Here is a 23,108-nt window from a genome sequence, read left to right on the forward strand (position 1 = left end):
CCCCCGGGGGGGGGCCCCCCCGCGAAGAGTTCATCCGCAATGCCCGCGGCTCACCCCACCCCGTCACGCATCCCGCTTCGCGGCATGCGTGCCGACCCTCCCCCTCCAGGGGAGGGTGATCCGCATCGCGTCCGGGACACCGAGCACAAACAAAAAGGCCCCGGCGAACCGGGGCCTCGATGCATCGGACTGAGCAGCAATCAGTACGAAGAAAGCAGGTCCGTCGCGCTTAGCGCGAGTAGAATTCGACGATCAGATGCGGCTCCATCTGCACCGCGAACGGCACGTCGGACAGCGCCGGGATGCGGCCGAACTTGGCGGTCATCTTGTTGTGGTCGACTTCGATGTAGTCGGGCACGTCGCGCTCGGGCAGCTGGCTGGCTTCCAGCACGATGGCGAGCTGCTTCGACGATTCCTTGACCTCGATCACGTCGCCGACGCGCACCTTGTAGCTCGAGATGTTGACGCGCTTGCCGTTGACCTTGATGTGGCCGTGATTGATGAACTGGCGCGCCGCGAAGATCGTCGAGACGAACTTGGCGCGGTACACGACCGAATCGAGACGGCGCTCCAGGAGGCCGATCAGGTTCTCGCCCGAATCGCCCTTGAGGCGGGTCGCCTCGACGTAGATGGCGTGGAACTGGCGCTCGGAGATATTGGCGTAGTAGCCCTTCAGCTTCTGCTTGGCGCGCAGCTGCACGCCGAAGTCGGACAGCTTGCCCTTGCGGCGCTGGCCGTGCTGGCCGGGGCCGTATTCGCGGCGGTTGACCGGGCTCTTCGGGCGGCCCCAGATGTTCTGGCCCATACGGCGGTCGATTTTATACTTGGCTTCACTGCGCTTTGTCATCGCGTCCTCGGTTGTTCACAGCCATCGCGACCGCGATGGCGTTTTTCGGTCTTGCATGAGGAGACGCGCCCTCCTGTGCGGCCGGAGAACCAGCCGCCGACAGATCCGGCCCCAAAGCTGATAGGGGAGGACCACGGGTCGCGAAACGCAACGCGGGCCGAAAGGCCCGCGTTGTTGGCCGGGTTCTAGGGAGAAACCGCCCGGATGTCAATTAGGCGACAGGCCGGAACCCGCCCGCCGGCCTCAGGCGCCGATCGCCCGCACCGGCGGCAGGTCGGTCGCCGCGCAGTACATCGCCTGCAATTCGCCGGCGATGCTGGTGTTCAGCACCTGTTCCAGCCGGGTCATCGCCCGGGCGATCGGGGCGGCGTCGATCAGCCGGTGGTCGAAGCGGATCACCATGTCGAAGCGGCCGTCGTCGTGCAGCCGGCCGTAGCTCAGCATGTAGGGGCCGGGGCTGATTGGATAGAGGTCGCCGGCGCCGAGCGCCGACACCGACGACAGCCCGACGCTGCCGAAGAAATTCGCGCGCTGCCGCGCCAGCGCCATGCCGCCCCACCATACGATCCGTCGCAGCGGCCAGGGCAGTGCGCTGATCCGCAGCAGCTTGCGGAACATCGGCACCTCGCAGATCGGCGCGGTCTGCGCCTCGCGGATCAGCGCATCGACGCAGCGCAGCGACAATTCATCGGCGCCGACCACCTTCTGCATCAGCACGCAGTCCTCGCCCTCGACGGTGCGGGCGATGGCGATCATCGCGACGCTGCGCGGCAGCTCGTAGACATGCGGAAACGGGAAATCGACCACCAGCGTGCGCAGCATCGGCTGCTCGCGCGCCACCAGCGCCCAGGCCTTGGCGATGATCGCCGCAAAGCCGGGCGGCGTGGCCAGCCGGCCGCGCGCCAGCGCCAGCGGCGTCAGGTTCAGCGAGCGCTGATAGGTGATTAGCGGCACGTCGCGCGACGCGCGCATCAGATCGCTGATCAGCCGCCGCCGCAGCGACAGAATTCGGAGCTTGCCGCGCACGTCGGACTACGGCGCCGGACTGGACAGCGGCTTGGTCTTGTCGACCACCCACACGGCCATCACCTTGGCGCCGCCGCCATGCGCTGCCGCGTCGTGCACCACGCCGGCCGGGATCGAGTAGGAGTCGCCGGCCTTCAAATGCTTGTCGGGCTGGCCGTCGATCGTCATCAGGGCTTCGCCTTCCAGCAGATAGCCGGTTTCAATGCCGGGATGGGTGTGGCGGCCGATCCGGCCGCCGGCGGGAAGCTCGGCGAGGCCGCTGACCGTGACGTAGCCGTCCGGGAACTCGACCTTTTGCAGCGGCGTGCGCTTGATGCCGCTCGGTGGCTGCTGCGCGCCAGCAATGCCGGCGGCCAACACAGCTGCGAGCGCGATCAAGATCGTCCTGGCCATCGGTCGTCCTCCCTGCCTGAGAAAGTAGCAGTGCCGGACGGCGTCGGAAAGCGCTCAGGCGGGGATATGACCGCCAAAATAGGGAGTTAACGCACTGGCGAGTCGATGCGACTGTCCGGAAGTGAACACTATGGTGGCGCCCGGTTCATTTTGATGACGATCGCTGCCGGCGCCGAGCAGGCTGACCACGCGCCGCGCGATCGCCGGCGCCGGGTCGATCCAGTCCACCGGCCACGGCGCCAGCCGCACCAGCCGGTCGAGCAGCAGCGGGTAATGCGTACACGCCAGCACGATGGTATCGGTGCGGTTGTCTGGTCCGTCGCCAGTCACGAAGCAGGGCGCGATTTCGGCGGCGATCGCCGCGTCGGCCACCGGCGTGCCACCAAGCGCAGCTTCGGCCAGCGACGCGAGATGCGCCGAGCCGACCAGCTTGACGTCGCAGCCCTGAGCGAAATCGCGGATTAGCGCGCGGGTATATTCACGCTTCACGGTGCCGCTGGTACCGAGCACCGAGACCCGCCTCGTCCTGGACGCCGCGCAAGCCGGCTTGATCGCCGGCACGGTTCCGACGAACGGCACCCGATAGGCGGCGCGCAGATGCGCCAGCACCAGGGTCGAGGCGGTATTGCAGGCGATCACGACGAGGTCCGGCGCATGGGCGTCGATCAGTTCGCCGATCAGCGGCACCACCCGGCCGATGATCGCCTCCTCGCTGTGCTGCCCGTAGGGAAAGAACGCATCGTCCGCCGCATAGACATAACGCGCATCCGCCCGCGCCCGGACGATCTCGCGCAGCACGGTGAGGCCGCCGAGGCCGGAATCGAAGACCAGAATGTTCGGATGCCCAGACACGCGGTAGGTCTATCGTGGTTTGGTTAGTTTTCGGTTGTGATCGATCGATCGAACGCCGCCACCACCGTCTCGATCGGCAGAAACAACGTCCGGCTGTCGGCTGGATATTCGAGGAATTCGGCGCAACCAAGATAGAACCGCTTCGCCATGTCGCTCTTGGCGTGGACCAGAACTGCGCCGATGCCGATACTCTGCGAGGCAACTGCGATGCGGTGCAGCGCATCGGCCAGCAGGCCTGCGCCAAGCCCGCGGCCCGCGTGATCGCGGCTGACCGCTAGCCGACCGATCACCGCTACCGGGATTGCATCGGGCGCATTGCGGCGGAGCTTCCCCGGTGCGGCGGCGCGTTCGACCGCGCCGGCCGAAATGCAGCAGAATGCGACGACGCGGTCGCCGTCGCAGACCACATAGGTCCGCGAGAACCGGCTCTCGTTCGCCAGGGCGCGATGGCGGAACCAATCGTTCAGGGCCGGCTCGCCGCAGTCGAAGCTCGCCAGATCATGCGCCGCGGTCAGCGGCACGGGGGCCTCGTAGCGCCTTACGGCTTCTGCCATGCCGGCACCCGGCGCAGCAGCGCGCGCAGCTTCGGCCCCGGCGCGGGAGGATTGTCGAGCACACGCACGAAGGCGTCGTAGCGCTCCGGCTCGAGCGCGAACAGCCGTTGCTCGAGCAGCACGTCGGTCGCCTCGCGGCGGGCGCTGTCGACCATGAACTGGGTCCGGGTCTTGCCGAGGACGGCCGCAGCGTCGTCGATCAGCTCTCGCGTATCGGTCTCGATCCGCAGATTGATGCTGCCCTTGCCGCCGAGCGCAGCTTCAGGCTGGGCGACAGTAGGGCCGGACGGCTCGGAGGCGCGTTGCGGAAGCTTGCTCATGCCGGCAATATCGGGACGTGTATGTACAGTGTCAATACGCCACGCTTGACCCTGCGGCGCTTTTGGCTCACCGCCCCAAGCGAGTCATTCCGGGTTCGCTCGCGAAGACCGAGCGCCCGGAATGACGCACGGGAGGTCGGCGTGGTCGTAGGGTGGCGGGGGGTGTAGGTTCGGAGCCTCTCCCCAGTCATTCCGGGGCGCCGCGTAGCGGCGAACCCGGAATCTCGCAGCGTTTTGCGACTCTGTCATGTCCACAACGTCTGGATTCCGGGTTCGCTCGCAAGAGCGAGCGCCCCGGAATGACGAGCGGGGGGCGGCGTAGTCTAAGGGCGGCGGGGGGTGTAGGTTCGAGCCTCTCCCCAGTCATTCCGGGGCGCCGCGTAGCGGCGAACCCGGAATCTCGCAGCGTTCTGCGACTCTGTCATTTCCACAATGTCTGGATTCCGGGTTCGCTCGCAAGAGCGAGCGCCCCGGAATGACGAACGAGAGGTTGGAGTGCGCCCAGGCTCTCGTCCGCCGTCAACTCTCGCCGAACACCCGCTGGAAGATCGTGTCGACGTGCTTGAGGTGGTAGCCGAGGTCGAACTGCTCCTCGATCTCGGCGTCGGTCATGTACTTTTTCATGTCCGGGTCGGCCTTCAGCAGCGTCAGGAAGTCGCCTTCGCCGCGCCACACCGGCATGGCGTTGCGCTGCACCAGCTTGTAGCTCTCCTCGCGCGAGCAGCCCTTTTGGGTCAGCGCGGTGAGCAGGCGCTGCGAGTGGATCAGGCCGCCGAGGCGATCCAGATTCTTCGTCATGTTGTCCGGATACACCACCAGCTTCTCGATCACGCCGGCCAGGCGATTCAGTGCGAAGTCGAGCGTCACGGTGGAGTCCGGCGCGATCATGCGCTCGGCGGAGGAGTGCGAGATATCGCGCTCGTGCCACAGCACGACGTTCTCCATCGCCGGCATCGCATAGCTGCGCACCATGCGGGCGAGGCCGGTGAGGTTCTCGGTCAGCACCGGGTTGCGCTTGTGCGGCATCGAGGACGAGCCCTTCTGGCCCTCGGAGAAGTACTCCTCGGCCTCGAGCACTTCGGTGCGCTGCAGGTGGCGGATCTCGGTGGCGAGCCGCTCGACCGACGAGGCGATGACGCCGAGCGTGGCGAAGTACATCGCGTGGCGATCGCGCGGGATCACCTGCGTCGACACCGGCTCGACGCTGAGCCCCATCGCCTTGGCGACGTGCTCTTCGACCCGCGGATCGATGTGCGCGAAGGTGCCGACCGAGCCGGAGATCGCGCAGGTCGCGACTTCCTTGCGGGCGGCGATCAGGCGCTCCTTGGCGCGCGAGAATTCGGCGTAAGCGTAGGCCATCTTCAGGCCGAACGTCACCGGCTCGGCGTGGATGCCGTGCGAGCGGCCGATCGACGGCGTCATCTTGTGCTCGAACGCGCGGGTCTTCAGCGCGGCGAGCACGCGGTCGAGATCGGCCAGCAGGATGTCGGCGGCGCGCACCAGCTGGACGTTGAAGCAGGTGTCGAGCACGTCCGACGAGGTCATGCCCTGATGCACGAAGCGCGACAGCGGGCCGACGAATTCGGCCAGATGCGTCAGGAAGGCGATGACGTCGTGCTTGACCTCGCGCTCGATCTCGTCGATCCGCGCGACATCGAACGCCGCGTCCTTGCCCTTGGCCCAGATCGTCTCCGCCGCTTCCTTCGGAATCACGCCGAGCTCGGCCTGCGCGTCCGAGGCGTGCGCCTCGATCTCGAACCAGATCTTGAAGCGGGTCAGCGGCTCCCAAATGGCAGCCATTTCCGGACGGGTATAGCGCGGGATCATTGTGGTCTCGTGATGTGCAGGGGGATTAAGGCCGCGCTTTAGCAGATCGGGCCGGCAGGGGCTAGGCGGGGGAGGAAGGCGGGCATCTTTGTAGCCTCGATGCAGCGAAGCGAAATCGAGGGCCCGCGACCGACGCGGTCATAGTCCGACGCCCGGTGTCGGCGCTCCCGGATTGCGCTGCGCTCCATCCGGGCTACAGGTCTTGACACTATTCCTATTAAGACTATAATCCACCTCGTCCTGTCCACGAGGGGCGCTTCGCGAGGCGTCGTTGAGCGGGACAGATCACCGGCCGGGAGGCTGGCCGGTGACGGTCTGGCGGAGCCGCACGGTGCGGCGTCGCTCGGCCGGATGCGGCGTCCTGCGCGAGGTGGTTCGCAGCCACGTCGTCCGGGAGGCTGAGGGCCACCGTCCGCCGCTACTACGAGCGGCTGCCGCTTCAAGAGGCTGGACGGGTCGAGTGGAGGCCGGGGAAAGCCCGCAAGCTCGCTCGGTCCCGGAAGAACGGTCCTTCGGCCCACAAGATCGCCGCGGTGGGCGCGCCGACGAGGCGTTGCGCGATGACTTCGAAAGAAGTGATCGCGACAAGCACCACCCTTTGCGCCGACCGGCGCGCCCCCACCCCTCGCTGCGCAGCGACGGGTGCATGGCTCGGACGCTTCAGGCGCCGCGAGAAAGATTTGCCGTGGCTGTTTGACAAGTAAGCGTGACGATTCCGAGCGAGGCGCGGCCCGGCGCTTACTTGCCGTCCGCCACGATCATCTCCGCGCCCTTCTCGGCGATCATCGCGGTCGGCGTATTCGTATTGCCGGAGGTGATCGTCGGCATCACCGAGGCGTCGACGACGCGCAGGCCTTGCAGGCCGTGCAGGCGCAAGCGTTCGTCGACCACGGCTAGCGGATCGCTGGCGAGGCCCATCTTGGCGGTGCCGACCGGGTGGAAGATCGTGGTGCCGATGTCGCCGGCAGCTTTGGCCAGCGAGGCGTCGTCGTCGCCGACCGACGGGCCGGGCAGATACTCTTCGGGGTGATACTTCGCCAGCGCCTGCTGCTGCATCAGCCGGCGCGTGACGCGGATGGCGTCGGCGGCGACGCGGCGGTCGTCCTCGGTCTCGAGATAATGCGGCGCGATCGACGGCGGCGCGTCGAGTGCGGTGGATTTCAGCTTGATCTCGCCGCGCGAGGTCGGGCGCAAATTGCAGGCCGCCACGGTGATGGCGGAGAAGCGGTGCAGCGGATCGCCGAATTTATCCAGCGACAGCGGCTGGACGTGAAACTGGATGTTGGCGCGCTCCTGATGCGGATCGGAGCGGGTGAAGATGCCGAGCTGCGACGGCGCCATGGTCAGCGGGCCGCGGCGGCGGAACGCGTAGTCGATGCCCATCCAGGCGCGGCGCGGCAGCGAGTGATAGATGTCGTTGAGGGTGCGGCCGCCCGACACCTTGTAGATCGCGCGCTGCTGCAGATGGTCCTGCAGATTGCGGCCGACGCCCTGGCGATCCAGCACCGGCGTGATGCCGAGCGGCGCCAGCCATTCGGCCGGGCCGATGCCGGAGCGTTGCAGCACCTGCACCGAGCCGATCGAACCGGCGCACAGCACCACCTCGCGCCGCGCGCGCGCCTCGACCGCCACACCGTTCTGCAGGAAGCGCACACCGACCGCGCGGCCGTTCTCGACCAGCACGCGGTCGGTGAGCACATTGGTTTCGAGCCGCAGGTTCTTGCGATGCAGCGCCGGCTTGAGGAAGCCGCGCGCCGACGACCAGCGCCGGCCGCGCTTCTGGTTGACGTGGAAATAGCCGACGCCCTCATTGTCGCCGGTGTTGAAATCGGCGCTGCGCGGAATCCCCATCTCGCCGGCGGCGTCGGCCACCGCGTCGAGGATCGGCCACGACAGCCGCGCCGCCTCGATCCGCCAGCCGCCGCCGGCGCCGTGATGCTCGCTGTCGCCGAGGAAATGATCCTCCAGCCGGCGGAATGCCTGGCGGACGTCGTCCCAGCCCCAGCCGGACAGGCCGAGCTGGCGCCAGTGGTCGTAATCGGCGGCCTGGCCGCGCATCGAGATCATTGCATTGATGGCGGAGGAGCCGCCGATCACCTTGCCGCGCGGATAGGCCAGCGAACGGCCGTTAAGGCCGGGCTCCGGATCGGTCTTGAACATCCAGTCCGAGCGCGGATTGCCGATCGCGAACAGATAGCCGACCGGAATGTGAAACCAGATCCAGTTGTCGAGGCCGCCGGCCTCCAGCAGCAGCACCCGGCGGTTCGGATCGGCCGACAGCCGGTTGGCAACGATGCAGCCCGCGGTGCCCGCGCCGACCACGATAGTGTCGAATTCGCCTTCGATCTGCGCCGTCATGCGTTCCATCCCACCCGCTGCGTCCGGTGACGTCGTGATTTTGCAGAGGCTTAGACCGCTGCGACGGCGCTGTACAGTTGCTGCCAGGCGGCAGGGCGGCTAGCCTGTGATTTCGGTTTGTGAAATTTGGAGACTGTCAGCCTCATGCCCGTGATCAACCGCGTCGCCGACCTGCAACCCGAGATCATGGCCTGGCGCCACGACATCCATCAGCATCCCGAACTGATGTACGACGTCGATCGGACCGCGGCCTTCGTGGCGGAGCGGCTGCGCGAGTTCGGCTGCGACGAGGTGGTCACGGGCCTCGGCCGCACCGGCGTCGTCGGCGTGATCCGCGGCCGCAAGCCGGCGGCGGGCGATCTCAAGGTGGTGGGGCTGCGCGCCGACATGGACGCGCTGCCGATCGAGGAGGCGACCGATCTGCCGTATGCCTCCAAGGTGCCCGGCAAGATGCACGCCTGCGGCCATGACGGCCACACCGCGATGCTGCTCGGCGCCGCGCGCTATCTCGCCGAGACCCGCAACTTCGCCGGCGACGTGGTGGTGATCTTCCAGCCGGCCGAGGAGGGCGGCGCCGGCGCCGCGGCGATGATCAAGGACGGGCTGATGGACCGGTTCGGCATCGAGCAGGTCTACGGCATGCACAACGGCCCCGGCATCCCGGTCGGCGCCTTCGCGATCAGTCCGGGGCCGATCATGGCCTCGACCGATTCGGTCGACATCCGGATCGAGGGGGTGGGGGGCCACGCCGCCCGGCCGCATATGTGCATCGACTCGGTGCTGGTCGGCGCCCAGCTGATCACCGCGCTGCAATCGATCGTGTCGCGCACCGTCGATCCCTTGGAATCGGCGGTGGTGTCGATCTGCGAATTCCACGCCGGCAATGCCCGCAACGTCATTCCGCAGATCGCCGAGCTGAAGGGCACCGTGCGCACGCTGACGCCCGAGGTCCGCGATCTGGTCGAGAAGCGCGTCCACGAAGTTGCAGCCGGCGTGGCGCAATCGACCGGCGCCAAGATCACGGTGGAGTACGAGCGCGGCTATCCGGTGGTGGTCAATCACGCCGAGCAGACCGAGGTGGCGCAGCGCATCGCCCGCGACATCGCCGGCGACACCAACGTGGTGTCGATGCCGCCGCTGATGGGCGCCGAGGATTTCGCCTATATGCTGGAAGCGCGCCCCGGCGCCTTCATCTTCATCGGCAACGGCGACAGCGCCGGGCTGCATCACCCGGCCTACAATTTCAACGACGACGCCATCGTCTACGGCACGTCGTATTGGATCAAGCTGGTCGAGACCCAGCTGGCCGCCTGAGCCGCCGGCGTCTCCGGATCAAAAGATCGGCCAACGCGCTTCGCGTAGCTCCGCGCGGTGGAGGACGCGAAGCCGCTGGAACTATCGCTCCGAAGTTGCGTTGGGCGCACGTCTGAGACGGAACTCCCATCACCAACCGGAGACGACCATGGCGGCTGCCAAAGAGAAAAACCTCAACGACCTGTTCCTCGATACGCTGAAGGACGTCTACTACGCCGAGAAGCAGATCCTGAAGACGCTGCCGAAGATGGCGAAGGCGGCCACGTCCGACAAGCTGCGCGCGGCGTTCGAAAAGCACGAAGGCGAGACCGAGGGCCAGATCGAGCGGCTGGAGCAGATCTTCGAAATCCTCGGCAAGCCGGCGCGCGGCAAGACCTGCGACGCCATCATGGGCATCATCGACGAGGGCAAGGAGATCATGGACGAGTACAAGGGCACCGAAGCTCTCGACGCCGGTCTGCTCGCCGCCGCCCAGGCGGTCGAACACTACGAGATCTCCCGCTACGGCACGCTGAAGACCTGGGCCGGCCTGCTCGGCATGAAGGACGCCGTCAAGCTGCTCGACCAGACCCTGCAGCAGGAGAAGACCACCGACGTCACGCTGACCAAGCTGGCGGAAAGCGAAATCAACTACGAAGCCGCGGCGTAACGACGAAACGTTTGAATGAGTACGGCCTGCCGCGCCAATGCGCGGCAGGCCGCGACGTCAACCTCTCCGTCATTGCGAGGAGCGAAGCGACGAAGCAATCCATGCGCCGTGCAAGGCGCTGGATTGCTTCGCTTCGCTCGCAATGACGAAGCGGGTTCCCCGGATCCCACAAGAATGCCGTCATGGCCGGGCTTGTCCCGGCCATCCACGCCTTTTCCGAAATGCCGTCTGCAAGGCGTGGATACCCGGCACAAGGCCGGGCATGACGGAGTGTGAGACGTGTGGCTCTTCACGTCCACTTCAGTGGTGCAACCACTACCCCCCGACGTCGCCGCTGATGACGTCGCCGAACAGCTCCCACTTCTCGCCCTTGAACCGCATCAGCTGCAGCTGGCTGATCGGCGCGAAGTCGGTCGCCGAGGTGTTGATGCTGATGCCGGGCAGCAGCACTTCGGTGCGGAAGTTCTTCAGGCTGGCGGCCTGCTTCATGACGTTCTCGCGGGTGAGGTTGTCGCCACAGCGCTTCAGCACCTCGACCAGAGTCTGCGCCACGCCGTAGCCGACGATGGTGCCGCCGTCGAGCTTGTTGCCGTCCGGGAAGTCCTTGTCCATGAAGGCGAGGAATTCCTTCATGCCGGCATCGTCCTTCCACTGGTCGTCGCTGACGTCCTTGACATAAGCGGCGGAGATCACGCCCTGCGCGGCTTCGTAGCCGGCCGGCTTGATCACGCTGCCGACCGAAGCCGAGACGTTATTGAGGAAGTGCACCGGCTTCCAGCCGATCTCGGCGTTCTTCTTGATCGCCTGGGCGGCAAATTTCGGCGTGGTGATGTTGATGAACACGTCGGCGCCGCTGGCCTTCAGCTTGACCAGATGGTTGTCGATCGTCGGCGAGGAGACCTCGTAGCTCTCCTTCATCACGATCATCGACTTACCCTTGTCGCCGAGCCCGTCCTCGAGGCCCTTGAGATAGTCCTTGCCGTAATCGTCGTTCTGATACAGCACGCCGATCTTGGCGTTCGGCATCTCCTTGAGGATGTATTTGGCGTAGATCTGAGTCTCGCTCTGGTAGTTGGGCTGCCAGCCCATCGTCCACGGGAAATCCTTCGGATCGTTCCACTTGGTGGCGCCGGTTGCGACGAACAGTTGCGGCACCTTCTTCGTGTTCATGTATTTGTGGATCGCCGAGTTGGGCGGCGTGCCGAGCGAGTTGAAAATCAGCAGCACCTCGTCGCTCTCGACCAGCTTGCGGGCCTGCTCCACGGTCTTCGGCGGCGAGTAGGCGTCGTCGTAGCTGATGAAGTTGATCTTGCGGCCGTTGATGCCGCCGGCGTCGTTGATCTTCTTGAAGTACGCCGCCTCGGTGCGGCCGATCACGCCGTAAGCTGAGGCCGGGCCGCTATAGGGCATGATGTTGCCGATCTTGATCTCGGTGTCGCTGGCACCCGGATCATATTTCTTCTGCGCCAGCGCGCTGCTCGAGGCCGCGAGCGTCATGGCGAGCACGGCCGAGAGGGCAGCCGTGTGCGTACGGAGTGAAGGCATTTCTGACTCCCGTTTCTTGATACGTTGATTGTGTGTTTGTTGTTCGGGCTCTTGGCGGCCCTGCCGGAGCATTCAACACTTTTCCCGCTGAGGCGGCAACAAAAAGCCCCTGCGACACCGTCGCAGAGGCTTGTTGCAGTGCGGAGTAACAGCAGTGCTGTTAGTGTGAGTACGAGGTGAGTTTGCGCATGGCTCGCCGCCTGCGACGAGCCAGCTCGCGGACGCGGTCAGCCGCCGGTTTCGGCGCTGATGATCTCGCCGAACATTTCCCACTTGCCTTTGGTAAATCGCATCATCTGCAATTGCTCGATCGGCGCGAAGTCGGTCGCCGAGGTGTTGATCTTGATGCCGGGCAGCAGGGTGTCGGCGGCGAAATCCTTGATGCTGGCGGCCTGCTTCATGACATTGGCGCGGGTCAGATCGTCGCCGGCCTGCTTGAGCACCTGCACCATGGTTTGCGCTGCAGTATAACCATACACAAGATTGGTGTCGGAGATGTTGGCGCCGGGCATGTACTTGCCGAGGAACGCCTTGAATTTCTTCATGCCCTCGTCGTTGTCCCACTGCGCGTCCGAGGCGTCCTTGAGGTAGCCGGCGGACAGCACGCCCTCCGAGGCGTCGAGGCCGGCGGGTTTCATCACCGCGCCGATCGAGATCGACACGTCGGTCATCAGATGCATCGGCTTCCAGTTGAGTTCGGCCACTTTCTTGATGGCCTGGGCGGCGAATTTTGGCGTCGAAATGTTGACCAGCACGTCGGCGCCGGTGTCCTTGAGCTTGACGATATGGGCGTCGATCGACGGTTCGGAGGTCTCGTAGCTTTCTTCGGCGACGATCAGCTTGGAATTGGCGCCGAGCACGTCCTTGAGGCCGAGCAGATAGTCCTTGCCGAAATCGTCATTGGCGTAGAACACCCCGATCTTGGCGTTCGGCTTCTCTTTCAGGATGTACTTGGCGAAGATCCGCGCCTCGACCCGATAGCTCGGCTGAAAGCCCATCGTCCAGGGAAAGTCCTTCGGGTCGTTCCATTTGCTCGCGCCGGTTGCGACGAAAAGTTGCGGCACCTTCTTGGCGTTGTGATACTTCTGCACGGCGGTCTGGGTCGGCGTGCCGAGCGCGTTGAAGACCAGGAAGACCTCGTCGCTCTCGATCAGCTTGCGGACCTGCTCGACCGTCTTGGGCGGCGAATAGGCGTCGTCGTAGCTGATGAAATTGATCTTGCGGCCGTTGATGCCGCCCTGATCGTTGATCATGCGGAAATAGGCTTCCTCGGTCTTGCCGATGATCCCGTAGGCCGATGCCGGGCCGCTATAGGCCTCGACATTGCCGATCTTGATCTCGGTGTCGGTCACGCCCGGATCGTATTTCTTCTGAGCGAGAGCGCCATTGCTGCTCACCGCGAGCAGCAGCGCGGCGGCTGACAGCGCCGCCAGTTTCGAACGCGAAAAGGACATTGTGGGTCGTCTCCTGAGCCAGTTATCACCGCCTCGTTGCTCGGGCGGCGTGGCGCGGATTGAAACCTGTTTGTCCGGGGCCGGCAACAGATAACCCCCGGCGACGCGGGTCGCCGGGGGTTACAATTTGGTCAGTTAGAAGAGGTTGCGTGGAGACGCTATGCGCCCGGCGCGGTGCTCGCGCTTACTCGGTTTTGACGTCGCCCGAGATGATGTCGCCGAACAGCTCCCACTTCTCGCCCTTGAAGCGCATCATCTGCAGCTGGCTGATCGGCGCGAAGTCGGTCGCCGAGGTGTTGATCTTGATGCCGGGCAGCAGCGTATCCGGCTCGAAGTCCTTCAAGCTGGCGGCCTGCTTCATGACGTTGGCGCGGGTGAGGTCGTCGCCGCACATTTCGAGCACCTTGTGCAGCGTCTGGGCGGCCCCGTAGCCGTACACCATGTTGCTGTCGGTCTTGCTGGCGCCCGGCATGTACTTGTCGACGAAGGCGTGCCACTTCTTGAAAGCCTCGTCCTTGTCCCATTGCGGATCGGTGCCGTCCTTGGCGTAGGCGGCCGACAGCACGCCCTGGGCGTTGTCGAAGCCGGCGGGCTGCATCACGCTGCCGACGGAGGCGGAGACGTTGGTGAGGATCACCAGCGGCTTCCATCCGAGCTCGGCGATCCGCTTGACCGACTGGGCGCCGAACTTCGGCGTGACGTAAAGCAGCACGACGTCGGGATTGACCGATTTCAGCTTGACGATGTTGCTGTCGATCGTCGGTGAGGAAATTTCGTAGGTCTCTTCGGCGACGATCATCGAGGCCGCCTTCGCGCCGAGACCGTCCTTGGTGCCTTTCAGGTAGTCTTTGCCGAAATCGTCGTTCTGATACAGGATGGCGATCTTGGCGTCCGGCTTCTCCTTCATCAGATATTTGGCGTAGATCTGGGCTTCGCTCTGATAGGACGGCTGCCAGCCCATGGTCCAGGGGAAGTTCTTCGGATCGTTCCACTTGGTCGCGCCGGTGGCGACGAACAGCTGCGGCACCTTCTTGGCGTTGAGATATTTCTGGATGGCGGTGTTGGACGGCGTGCCGAGCGGATTGAACACCGCCAGCACTTCGTCGCTCTCGACCAGCTTGCGAACCTGTTCGACGGCCTTCGGCGGCGAATAGGCGTCGTCGTAGCTGATGAAGTTCACCTTGCGGCCGTTGATGCCGCCATTGTCGTTGACCATCCGGAAATAGGCTTCCTCGGTCTTGCCGATGGTGCCGTAGGCCGAGGCCGGGCCGGAATAGGGAATGATGTTGCCGATCTTGATCTCGGTGTCGGACGCCCCGGTGTCGTACTTCTTCTGGGCGAAGGCCGCGCCGCTGAAGGTGGCGAAGCTGACCGCGACGGCTGCTGAAAAGGCGAGCGCGCGCGAACGATAAGTTTGCATTCCGAAAAGCTCCTTGGTCGGGTGTGTTCTTGTTGTTCGAACTTCGTTGAGTTCGCTGCTGATTGAACACGTTTCTCGCTGTTGCAGCAAGTGCGAGCACCTGCGACCAAGCCGCCGGGTGGGATATTTTACTTGGCGTCTGTGAAGATTAGTTCCGCAGCTCGCCGCCGATCACCGGCCCGAATAGTTCCCAATGGTCGCCGGCAAAGCGCATCAGCCGGAGCTGTTCGATCGGATGAAAATCGTTCGGCGCGGTTGTGATGGTAATGCCCGGCAGCAGCGTGTCGGGCGCGTAGCCGTCGAGGCTTGCCGCCTGCCGCATCACGTTGGCGCGGGTCAGATCGTCGCCGGCGCGGCGCAGCACTTCGACCAGGCACTGCGCGGCGCCGTAGCCGTAGACCACCGAGTTGTCGCCCCGGTTCACGTCCGGCGCATAGGCGTCGAGGAAGGCGTGAAAGCGTTGCATGCCAGCGTCGTCGGCCCATTGCGGATCGGCGGCGTCCTTGTTGTAGGCGGCTGACACCAGTCCCTGGGCGTTCTCCAGCCCGGCCGGGCGGATCACCGCGCCGATCGAGGCCGACACCAAGGCCTGGATGTACAGCGGCCGCCACGCCATCTCGGCGGCACGGCGGATGCTCTGTGCGGCGAATTTCGGCGTGGTGATCGAGACGAACACATCGGCGCCCGACGCCTTGAGCCGCGCGATGTGATTGTCGGCGCTCGGCTCGGTGACTTCATAGCTCTCTTCGGCGACGATCATCGTGGCCTTGTCGCCGAGGCCGTCCCTGAGGCCCTTCAACAGATCGCGGCCGAGATCGTCGTTCTGATACAGCACCGCGGTCCGGCCCTCCGGCTTGGTCTTCAGGATGTACTTGGCATAGACCCGGCCCTCGACCTGATAGGGTGGCTGCCAGCCCATCGTCCAGGGAAACGCCGTGGGATCGCCGAACCGCGTCGCTCCAGTGGCGGCGAACAGCTGCGGCACGCCCTTGGCGTTGAGATACTTCTGGATCGCCACGTTGGACGGCGTGCCCATCGGGCTGAACATCAGCAGCACCTCGTCGCTCTCGACCAGCTTGCGGGTCTGCTCCACCGCCTTCGCCGGGCTGTAGGCGTCGTCATAGGAGATGAACTCGATCCTGCGGCCGTTGATGCCGCCCCGGTCGTTGATCATCCGGAAATACGCCTGCTCGATGCGGCCGACGATCGCATAGGCCGAGGCGGGGCCGGAATAGGGCATGAGATTGCCGATCCGAATGGCGCTGTCGCTGGCGCCGGGATCGTAGGCCTTCTGCGCCAAGGCGCCGGTGGACGCGAAGGCGAGCAACGCAAGCAGAGCGCCGCAGCGCGTGAGGTGAAGACAGAAGGACCGCATCAAGCATCTCGGCAAGGGACGGAGCGACGCCATCCATACGCCCGATCGCGGCCGCGTTGCATCCTCCGATCGTGGGGCAGCTCTGCAGCAATGCTTGCCGAGAGGCTGCCTGCCGAGACCTCAGTCGATGAAATGAGACACAGACTTCTCCGCGCGTCATGCCCGGCCTTGTGCCGGGCATCCACGCCTTACTGACGGCAACTCGGAAAAGGCGTGGATGGCCGCGACAAGCCCGGCCATCACGGTCTTTGTGGAGTGAGTGAAGAGCCGATACGGCGACGCCCGCAACCTAGACGCCGTTCGCGCCCAAAGAAAAGCCCCCGGCGAAGGCATCGCCGGGGGCCAGGGGCATCGTCAGACCGGAACTGCTATTTCCGCAGCTTGTGGATCCAGCCCTGCGCCGTGTAGGCGACCTGCCGCGCGCCGTGCGGCAGGACGAAGATGATGACGATCAGGATCAGGCCGAACACCGCGCCCGAGAGGCCCTTGGAGAAGTGCTCGGCGATGTTCGGCACGAACACGATGAATGCCGCGCCGATGATCGAGCCCGGCAGCCAGCCGACACCGCCGACCACCATGCCGAGGAACAGCGCGATGGCGAGCTGGATGGTGTAGCTGTCCGGCGCCACGAACTGCACCGCGATGGCGCCGAGGCCGCCGGCGACGCCGGTGATGCCGGCCGAGACGCCGAACGCCAGCGTCTTGTACAGCGCCACGTCGACGCCCATTGCGGAGGCCGCGATTTCGTTGTCGCGGATCGCCATCATGGCGCGGCCGGAGCGCGACTTCAGCAGGTTCACCGAGGCCACATAGATCAGGATCGAGATCACCAGCACGAAGTAGTACAGGTACATGTCCTGCGAGATCGGCAGGCCGAACGGCGCGTCCGGCTTGGTGATGACCAGACCCTGGACGCCGCCGGTCCACGCTTCGAAGTAGTGCAGCTTGAGGAGCTGCGGCATCGCGGTGGCGAGCGCGAAGGTCGCGAGCGCCAGATAGATCCCCGAGAGCCGCAGCGCCGGGAGGCCGAACAGATAGCCGGCGAGGAAGCAGATCGCTCCCGAGATCGGCAGCGTCAGCGCGTAATTGACCCCGAACGTATCCATCAGGATCGCCGAGGTGTAGGCGCCGAGCGCGTAGAACGCGCTCTGGCCGAGCGAGAACTGGCCGGATCCGCCGGTCAGGATGTTCAGCGCGAGCACTGCGATGGCGTAGATCAGCACCATCGTCATCTGGAAGATGACGAAGTTCTTCATGAACAGCGGTGCGATGCATAGGAGCAACAGCACCACGGCGGAGGCGTAGCCGCTCAGCGCCATGTACTTCTTCGGCGTGGCTTCGATCGGCTGGGCGTCGTTAACGGTTTCCTGCAAGGCGCTCATGATCAGACTCGCTTGACGATGTTGCGGCCGAACAGGCCCGTGGGTTTGACGACCAGAACGGTGACGATCAGCGCCAGCGCGATCGGCAGCTTCAGTTCGTTACCCACACCGGGGATGTAGGTGCCGGCGAGGTTCTCGAAGATGCCGACCAGGAAGCCGCCGATCACCGCGCCGAGCGGGCTCGACAGACCGCCGAGCACCGCCGCGGCAAAGCCGTAGATCAGCACGCCGCCCATCATGTTGGGCTCGAGGAACACGACGGGAGCGATCAGCATGCCGGCGATCGAGCCGATCGCCGCCGCCATGCCCCAGCCCAGCGCGATCATCCAGGAGGTGTTGACGCCGACCAGGCGAGCCGATTCAGGCTGCGCCGCCGCCGCCCGCATCGCCAGGCCGATCCGGGTGAACTGGAAGAAGAAGTACAACAGGATCAGCAGCACCAGCGTCACGCCGATCATGCCGGCCTGGTGGGTGGAGATCAGCTGGCTCCCCAGGAACGGCGCGGAGCCGAACGGCGACGGGAACTGCTTGATGGTGAAGTCCCAGGTCAGGCCCGCGACCGAGTTGATGATCGCGAACAGCGCGATGAAGCCCGCGACGTGGGTCAGCACCGGCGCATTGCCGAGCGGCTTGAACAGTGCCCGCTCGATGATGATGCCGCCCGCGAAGGACAGCGCCAGCGTCAGCAGGAACGCGCCCCAATACGGCACGCCCCATTGCATCAGCTGCCAGGCGATGAAGGTCGAGAACATCGCCATTTCGCCCTGGGCGAAGTTGAGGTGGTCGATCGCCTGATAGATCATCACCACGGCCAGCGCCATACACGCGTAGATGGCGCCCGTGGCGATACCTGCCAGGACCTGATTCAGCAGAAGTTCCATGGCCGGTCTCCTCAGTATCCCAGATACGATTTACGGACGTCTTCGTTATTGGCGATGTCGTCCGCCTTGCCGGACATCACGATGCGGCCGGTCTCGATCACATAGGCCTGGTCGGCCAGTTCGAGCGCCAGCTGCGCGTTCTGTTCGACCACCAGGATGGTGACCTTGTCTTCGCGGTTGATCTTGCCGAGGATCTTGAACAGGTCGCGCACCACCAGCGGCGCCAGACCGAACGACGGCTCGTCGAGCAGCATCAGCCGCGGACGCAGCATCAGCGCGCGGGCGACCGCGAGCATCTGCTGTTCACCGCCGGACAGCGTGCCGGCCTGCTGGGTGTGACGCTGCTTCAGGACGGGGAAGTGCGCGTACATCCGGTCGATGTCGGATGTGATCGCCTTCTTGTCCTTGCGGCTGATGGCGCCGAGCTCGAGGTTCTCCTGCACGGTCAGCGTCGTGAAGGTGCCGCGGCCCTGCGGCACATGCGCGATGCCGAGACGCACGATCGCTTCGGTCGAGCGGTTCGAGAGCTTGCTGCCCTGAAACTCGATCGAGCCGGTCGAGCGCACCATGTTGCAGATCGCCCGCAGCGTGGTGGTCTTGCCGGCGCCGTTGGCGCCGAGCAGGGTGGTGAGGCTGCCTTCCTGCAGTTCGAATTCGAGGCCGTGCAGCGCCTGGACCTGGCCGTAGTAAGCGCGCAGGTCGCGAACATTGAGCATCGCCGTCATTGGTCTTTGCTCCCCAGATAGGCCTTGATCACATCCGGGTCGTTCTGCACCTGCTGGGGCGTTCCCTCTGCGAGTTTGCGGCCGAAATTCAAGGCGACGACGTGGTCGGCGATCGACATCACCAGACCCATGTGGTGTTCGACCAGCAGCACGGTGATGCCGCGATCGTCGCGGATCTTCCGGACCAGATCGCCGAGGATGTAGACCTCCTCGTGGTTGAGGCCGCCGGCCGGCTCGTCGAGCAGCAGGATCTTCGGCTCGGTCGCCAGCGCGCGCGCCAGCTCGACGCGCTTCTGCGTGCCGAACGGCAGGCCCGACACAACGGTGTGGGCGACGTGGCGCAGTTCGAGATAACCGAGGATGTCGTCGACGCGCTTGTTCATGTCCTTTTCGCCGCGGCGGATCCACGGCAGGCGCAGCGAGTCGGAGACGATGTCGCTGTTGCTACGTGCGTGGGTGCCGACGCGGACGTTGTCGACCACCGTCAGGTTGGGAAACAGCGCGACGTTCTGGAAGGTGCGGCCGATGCCCATCTCGGAGATGCGATGCGGCGGCCGGGTGAGGATGCTGTCGCCCTCGAGCAGGATGTCGCCCTTACTCGGCTGATACAGCCGCGACAGGCAGTTGAACAGCGTGGTCTTGCCAGCGCCGTTGGGGCCGATCAGTCCGAGGATCTGACCCTTCTTCATATCGAACGAAATGCCGTTCAAGGCGACGATGCCGCCGAACACGACGCTGACGTCGCGCACCGCGAGCAGCGGTGACGCGGTTTGTCCCGAATGTGCCTGCATCATTTGCTGCGGCCCTGAACCGGGCGGCGTAGCATGATCATCGGCGACGCTTCGCGACGACGGATGCTACCTGATCCCCTCGACGACACGCGCAAGTTTCCCTCCTGACTTAGTTTTCTTGTTTTCAGACTTGTCGGTTCTTCTTGGTAGCGGCGCCGATGTCCCGCCGAGCGCCGCTTCGATTTTCCTTACCATCGCCAACAGACGAGGTCCAATGTCGTTGATCAGTCGTTCTTCCGTAAAGCGGAATGCGGGGGCGCCGCAGTTGAACGCGTAGGGTCCTGTGCCGTCGTTCATCGTCAGCGCCACGCCGGCGGCGTGGACGTCGTCCTGCCATTCGCCGGCCGAGATGGTGAAACCGTAGCGCGCGACCATCTCCTCGGAGCGTTCGATGCCCTCTTTGATACGCGGCCAGCGACTGCCGTAGTAATCGCGCATGTCGCGCAACAAAGCCGTGCGCTCGTCACCTTGCAGTGCACACAAGTAAGCGCGGCCCATCGCCGTGGTGGCGATCGGAATCCGCGAGCCGACATCGAGCTGCACGCCGACGGTGAGGCTCGACCGCGCCTGACCGACATAGATCATGCTGAGCCGGTCGCGCGCGCCGACAGCGACGGCGCCGCCGGTCTGTTGCATCAATTCGTCGCGAAAGGACTGCGACAGATGACGCACGCCGAGATTGGCCAGCGCCGCATAGCCCAGCGACATCGCCGCCGGTGCCAGCTGATACTTCTCGAATCGCGGCACCTGCGTGAGGTAACCGAGTTTGGTGAGCGTGTAAGTCAGGCGCGAGATCGTCGGCTTCGGCAGCTTGGTACGCGCCGCGATTTCCTGATTGCCGAGCAGGCCGTCGTTTGGTCCGAACGCGCGCAGTACTTCGAGTCCACGCGACAACGCGACGACGAAACTGCGATCGGTCGCGGCTTTTTTCGGAGGACGCTTCATTCCCTGCGCGATTGTTGATTGATTGTTGATTATGGTCGTCGTTGACAAGCGACGCTCTTCAAAATAACCCTCGCTGTCAAGATGTGGAATTAAATTTCGCAGTGCGAAATCGTTCGACATCGGTCGAGACCGGCCAAGAAACGCAGCTGAGAAACGCCAAGGGAGAATGCAATGAGCGAAGTCGTAACACGCGCACGACAGGACGCGATCGCCATCGTCACCGTCGACAGCCCGCCCGTCAACGCGCTCAGTGCGGCCGTTCGCCGCGGCATTCTGGAAAACGTCAACGCCGCGGTCGTCGATCCCGATGTGCAGGCGATCGTGCTGGTCTGCGCGGGCCGCACCTTCATCGCCGGCGCCGACATCACCGAATTCGGCAAGCCGCCGCAGCCCCCGGCGCTCAACGACGTCATCGCTGCGCTGGAGAATTCACCGAAGCCGACCATCGCGGCGATTCATGGCACCGCGCTCGGCGGCGGCCTCGAGGTCGCGCTCGGCTGCCATTTCCGCGTTGCGGTGAAGGAGGCCAAGCTCGGTCTGCCCGAGGTCAAGCTCGGCCTGCTCCCGGGTGCCGGCGGCACGCAGCGGCTGCCGCGCGCGGTCGGTCCCGAGCTCGCGGTGCAGATGATCGTCGGCGGCGGCCCGATCGGCGCGGCCGAGGCGCTCAAGCATGGCCTGATCGAAGAGATCGTCGAGGGCCCGACCGAGGGCGCGGTCGCGTTCGCCAAGAAGATTCTCGCCGAGAAGCGGCCGACCCGCCGGCTGCGCGACGACGACAGCAAGCTCGCAGCTGCGAAGGCCGACCGTTCGATCTTCACCAATGCGGTGGCGGCGATGACCAAGAAGGCGCGCGGCCTCGAAGCGCCGTTCGCCTGCGCCGACGCGATCGGCGCGGCGATCGACCTGCCGTTCGACGAGGGGCTGAAGAAGGAGCGCGAGGGTTTCCTCAAGCTGCTGACCAGTGATCAGTCCAAGGCGCAGCGCTACGCATTCTTCGCCGAGCGCGAGGCCGCCAAGGTCGACGGCGTGCCGAACGGCACCAAGCCGCGTCCGGTGGCGCGCGTCGCGATCATCGGCGCCGGCACCATGGGCGGCGGCATCGCGATGTCGTTCGCCAACGCCGGCATTCCGGTGACGCTGATCGAGACCGGCAAGGAACAGCTCGATCGCGGCATGGGCATCATGCAGAAGAACTACGAAGCCACCGCGGCGCGCGGCGGCATTCCGGCGGACGCGCCCGCCAAGCGCATGGGCCTGATCACCGGCATGGTCGGCCTGGAGAACGTCAAGGACGCCGACCTGATCATCGAGGCGGTGTTCGAAACCATGGCGGTGAAGAAGGAAGTGTTCACCGCGCTCGACGCCTACGCCAAGCCGGGCGCGGTGCTGGCCTCGAACACGTCGTATCTCAACGTCGACGAGATCGCGGCGACCACCAAGCGGCCGCAGGACGTGCTCGGCATGCACTTCTTCTCGCCCGCCAACGTCATGAAGCTGTGCGAGATCGTCCGCGGTGCCAAGACCGCGCCGGATGCGCTGCTCACCGCGGTGTCGATCGCCAAGAAGATCGCCAAGGTGCCGGTCGTGGTCGGCGTCTGCGACGGCTTCGTCGGCAACCGCATGCTCGCGGCCCGCTCCAAGCAGTCCGAGAAGCTGCTGTTCGAAGGCGCGCTGCCGCAGCAGGTCGACGCCGTCGTCACCAAGTTCGGCATGCCGATGGGCCCGTTCGCGATGGGCGATCTCGCCGGCCTCGACATCGGCTGGCGCTCGCGCAAGGACCGCGGCGTCAAGTCGGAAATCGCCGACGCGCTGTGCGAAGCCGGCCGCTTCGGCCAGAAGACCGGCAAGGGCTACTACAAGTACGAAGCTGGTTCGCGCTCGCCGCTGCCGGATCCGGAAGTCGAGACGCTGATCAACGACACGCTGACCAAGCTCGGCCTCAAGCGCCGCGAGGTCAGCGACGAGGAGATCCTCGAGCGCATGATGTATCCGATGATCAACGAGGGTGCCCGCATCCTCGAGGAGAAGATCGCGGCGCGTCCGAGCGACATCGACGTGGTCTGGCTGTACGGCTATGGCTGGCCGATCTATCGCGGCGGCCCGATGCACTACGCGGACAGCGTCGGCCTCAAGCACATCGCCGAGCGGCTTAGCTACTACGCCAAGGCCACCAACGACCCGTCGTTGGAGCCGGCCCCGCTGCTGAAGAAGCTCGCCGACGAAGGCAAGACCTTCGCCTCGATCGGCCAGCCGAACAAAGCGGCGGCGTGATCCGTCTCCCTCTCCCGCTTGCGGGAGAGGGCCGGGGTGAGGGCGCCACACGGACAGGCTTCCGTCGTGGGGGGGGGGGGGGGGGGGGGGGGGGGGGGGGGGCGGGGGGGGGGGGGGGGGGGGGCGGGGGGCGGCGCGCGGGGGGGGGGGGGGGGGGGGGGGGGGGGGGGGGGGTGGGG

General features: G+C 65.3%; 20 protein-coding genes. 3 read left to right on the plus strand and 17 right to left on the minus strand.

What is annotated here, in order from left to right; all coding sequences use genetic code 11:
* Positions 1-229: 229 nt before the first annotated feature.
* The 8 genes from rpsD to D4Q52_RS24810 form a co-directional block, all read right to left on the minus strand.
* Positions 230-847: a 30S ribosomal protein S4 gene (gene rpsD, locus D4Q52_RS24775; protein ID WP_119859250.1), complete on the minus strand. Its 618-nt coding sequence runs from the start codon at positions 845-847 to the stop codon at positions 230-232.
* Between the two features lie 243 nt (positions 848-1,090).
* Complete coding sequence (locus D4Q52_RS24780; RefSeq protein ID WP_119859251.1) at positions 1,091-1,873, minus strand: acyltransferase; 783 nt, start codon at positions 1,871-1,873, stop codon at positions 1,091-1,093.
* Between the two features lie 6 nt (positions 1,874-1,879).
* A complete protein-coding gene (locus D4Q52_RS24785; RefSeq protein ID WP_119859252.1) occupies positions 1,880-2,266 on the minus strand; it encodes a cupin domain-containing protein in 387 nt (128 codons plus the stop codon).
* Positions 2,267-2,320: 54 nt separating this feature from the next.
* A complete protein-coding gene (gene murI / locus D4Q52_RS24790) occupies positions 2,321-3,118 on the minus strand; it encodes a glutamate racemase (protein ID WP_119859253.1) in 798 nt (265 codons plus the stop codon).
* A gap of 23 nt (positions 3,119-3,141) precedes the next feature.
* Positions 3,142-3,672, minus strand: a complete 531-nt coding sequence (locus D4Q52_RS24795) for a GNAT family N-acetyltransferase (RefSeq protein WP_119859254.1) — start codon at positions 3,670-3,672, stop codon at positions 3,142-3,144.
* Complete coding sequence (locus tag D4Q52_RS24800; protein WP_119859255.1) at positions 3,657-3,992, minus strand: DUF1778 domain-containing protein; 336 nt, start codon at positions 3,990-3,992, stop codon at positions 3,657-3,659. Before D4Q52_RS24800 ends, D4Q52_RS24795 begins: the two co-directional genes overlap by 16 nt.
* A 519-nt stretch (positions 3,993-4,511) precedes the next feature.
* Entirely contained in the window at positions 4,512-5,819 is a 1,308-nt protein-coding gene (gene purB / locus D4Q52_RS24805) for an adenylosuccinate lyase (protein WP_119859256.1), read from the minus strand.
* A gap of 738 nt (positions 5,820-6,557) precedes the next feature.
* Entirely contained in the window at positions 6,558-8,177 is a 1,620-nt protein-coding gene (locus D4Q52_RS24810) for a GMC family oxidoreductase (RefSeq protein ID WP_119859269.1), read from the minus strand.
* Between the two features lie 144 nt (positions 8,178-8,321).
* On the opposite strand from D4Q52_RS24810, the gene D4Q52_RS24815 reads away from it, so the two are divergent.
* On the plus strand, positions 8,322-9,491 hold the full coding sequence (locus D4Q52_RS24815) for a M20 aminoacylase family protein (RefSeq protein WP_119859257.1): 1,170 nt from the start codon (positions 8,322-8,324) through the stop codon (positions 9,489-9,491).
* 148 nt (positions 9,492-9,639) lie between these two features.
* Positions 9,640-10,140, plus strand: a complete 501-nt coding sequence (locus tag D4Q52_RS24820; RefSeq protein WP_119859258.1) for a ferritin-like domain-containing protein — start codon at positions 9,640-9,642, stop codon at positions 10,138-10,140.
* A gap of 315 nt (positions 10,141-10,455) precedes the next feature.
* Here D4Q52_RS24820 and D4Q52_RS24825 read toward each other — a convergent pair whose 3' ends face one another.
* From D4Q52_RS24825 to D4Q52_RS24865, 9 genes are all read right to left on the minus strand, one after another.
* Positions 10,456-11,685, minus strand: coding sequence for an ABC transporter substrate-binding protein (locus D4Q52_RS24825; RefSeq protein WP_119859259.1), 1,230 nt, complete (start codon positions 11,683-11,685; stop codon positions 10,456-10,458).
* 227 nt (positions 11,686-11,912) lie between these two features.
* Positions 11,913-13,139, minus strand: coding sequence for an ABC transporter substrate-binding protein (locus D4Q52_RS24830; protein ID WP_119859260.1), 1,227 nt, complete (start codon positions 13,137-13,139; stop codon positions 11,913-11,915).
* A gap of 184 nt (positions 13,140-13,323) precedes the next feature.
* Positions 13,324-14,559: an ABC transporter substrate-binding protein gene (locus D4Q52_RS24835; protein ID WP_119859261.1), complete on the minus strand. Its 1,236-nt coding sequence runs from the start codon at positions 14,557-14,559 to the stop codon at positions 13,324-13,326.
* Positions 14,560-14,707: 148 nt separating this feature from the next.
* Positions 14,708-15,934 (minus strand): ABC transporter substrate-binding protein, encoded by a 1,227-nt coding sequence (locus D4Q52_RS24840; protein WP_119859262.1) that lies wholly within the window; start codon positions 15,932-15,934, stop codon positions 14,708-14,710.
* Between the two features lie 368 nt (positions 15,935-16,302).
* Positions 16,303-17,316, minus strand: coding sequence for a branched-chain amino acid ABC transporter permease (locus D4Q52_RS24845; protein ID WP_119859263.1), 1,014 nt, complete (start codon positions 17,314-17,316; stop codon positions 16,303-16,305).
* A 2-nt stretch (positions 17,317-17,318) separates the two neighbouring features.
* Positions 17,319-18,197, minus strand: a complete 879-nt coding sequence (locus tag D4Q52_RS24850) for a branched-chain amino acid ABC transporter permease (protein WP_119859264.1) — start codon at positions 18,195-18,197, stop codon at positions 17,319-17,321.
* An 11-nt stretch (positions 18,198-18,208) separates the two neighbouring features.
* Complete coding sequence (locus D4Q52_RS24855) at positions 18,209-18,922, minus strand: ABC transporter ATP-binding protein (protein WP_119859265.1); 714 nt, start codon at positions 18,920-18,922, stop codon at positions 18,209-18,211.
* A complete protein-coding gene (locus D4Q52_RS24860; protein ID WP_119859266.1) occupies positions 18,919-19,716 on the minus strand; it encodes an ABC transporter ATP-binding protein in 798 nt (265 codons plus the stop codon). Before D4Q52_RS24860 ends, D4Q52_RS24855 begins: the two co-directional genes overlap by 4 nt.
* A gap of 63 nt (positions 19,717-19,779) precedes the next feature.
* Positions 19,780-20,658 carry an IclR family transcriptional regulator gene (locus tag D4Q52_RS24865; RefSeq protein ID WP_119859267.1) on the minus strand — a complete coding sequence of 293 codons (879 nt, stop codon included), beginning with the start codon at positions 20,656-20,658 and terminating at the stop codon, positions 19,780-19,782.
* Between the two features lie 171 nt (positions 20,659-20,829).
* Here D4Q52_RS24865 and D4Q52_RS24870 point away from each other — a divergent pair, with 171 nt between their 5' ends.
* Positions 20,830-22,929 carry a 3-hydroxyacyl-CoA dehydrogenase NAD-binding domain-containing protein gene (locus D4Q52_RS24870; RefSeq protein ID WP_119859268.1) on the plus strand — a complete coding sequence of 700 codons (2,100 nt, stop codon included), beginning with the start codon at positions 20,830-20,832 and terminating at the stop codon, positions 22,927-22,929.
* Positions 22,930-23,108 lie beyond the last annotated feature (179 nt).

Source organism: Rhodopseudomonas palustris, assembly GCF_003591005.1.
GTDB classification, from domain to species: domain Bacteria; phylum Pseudomonadota; class Alphaproteobacteria; order Rhizobiales; family Xanthobacteraceae; genus Rhodopseudomonas; species Rhodopseudomonas palustris_K.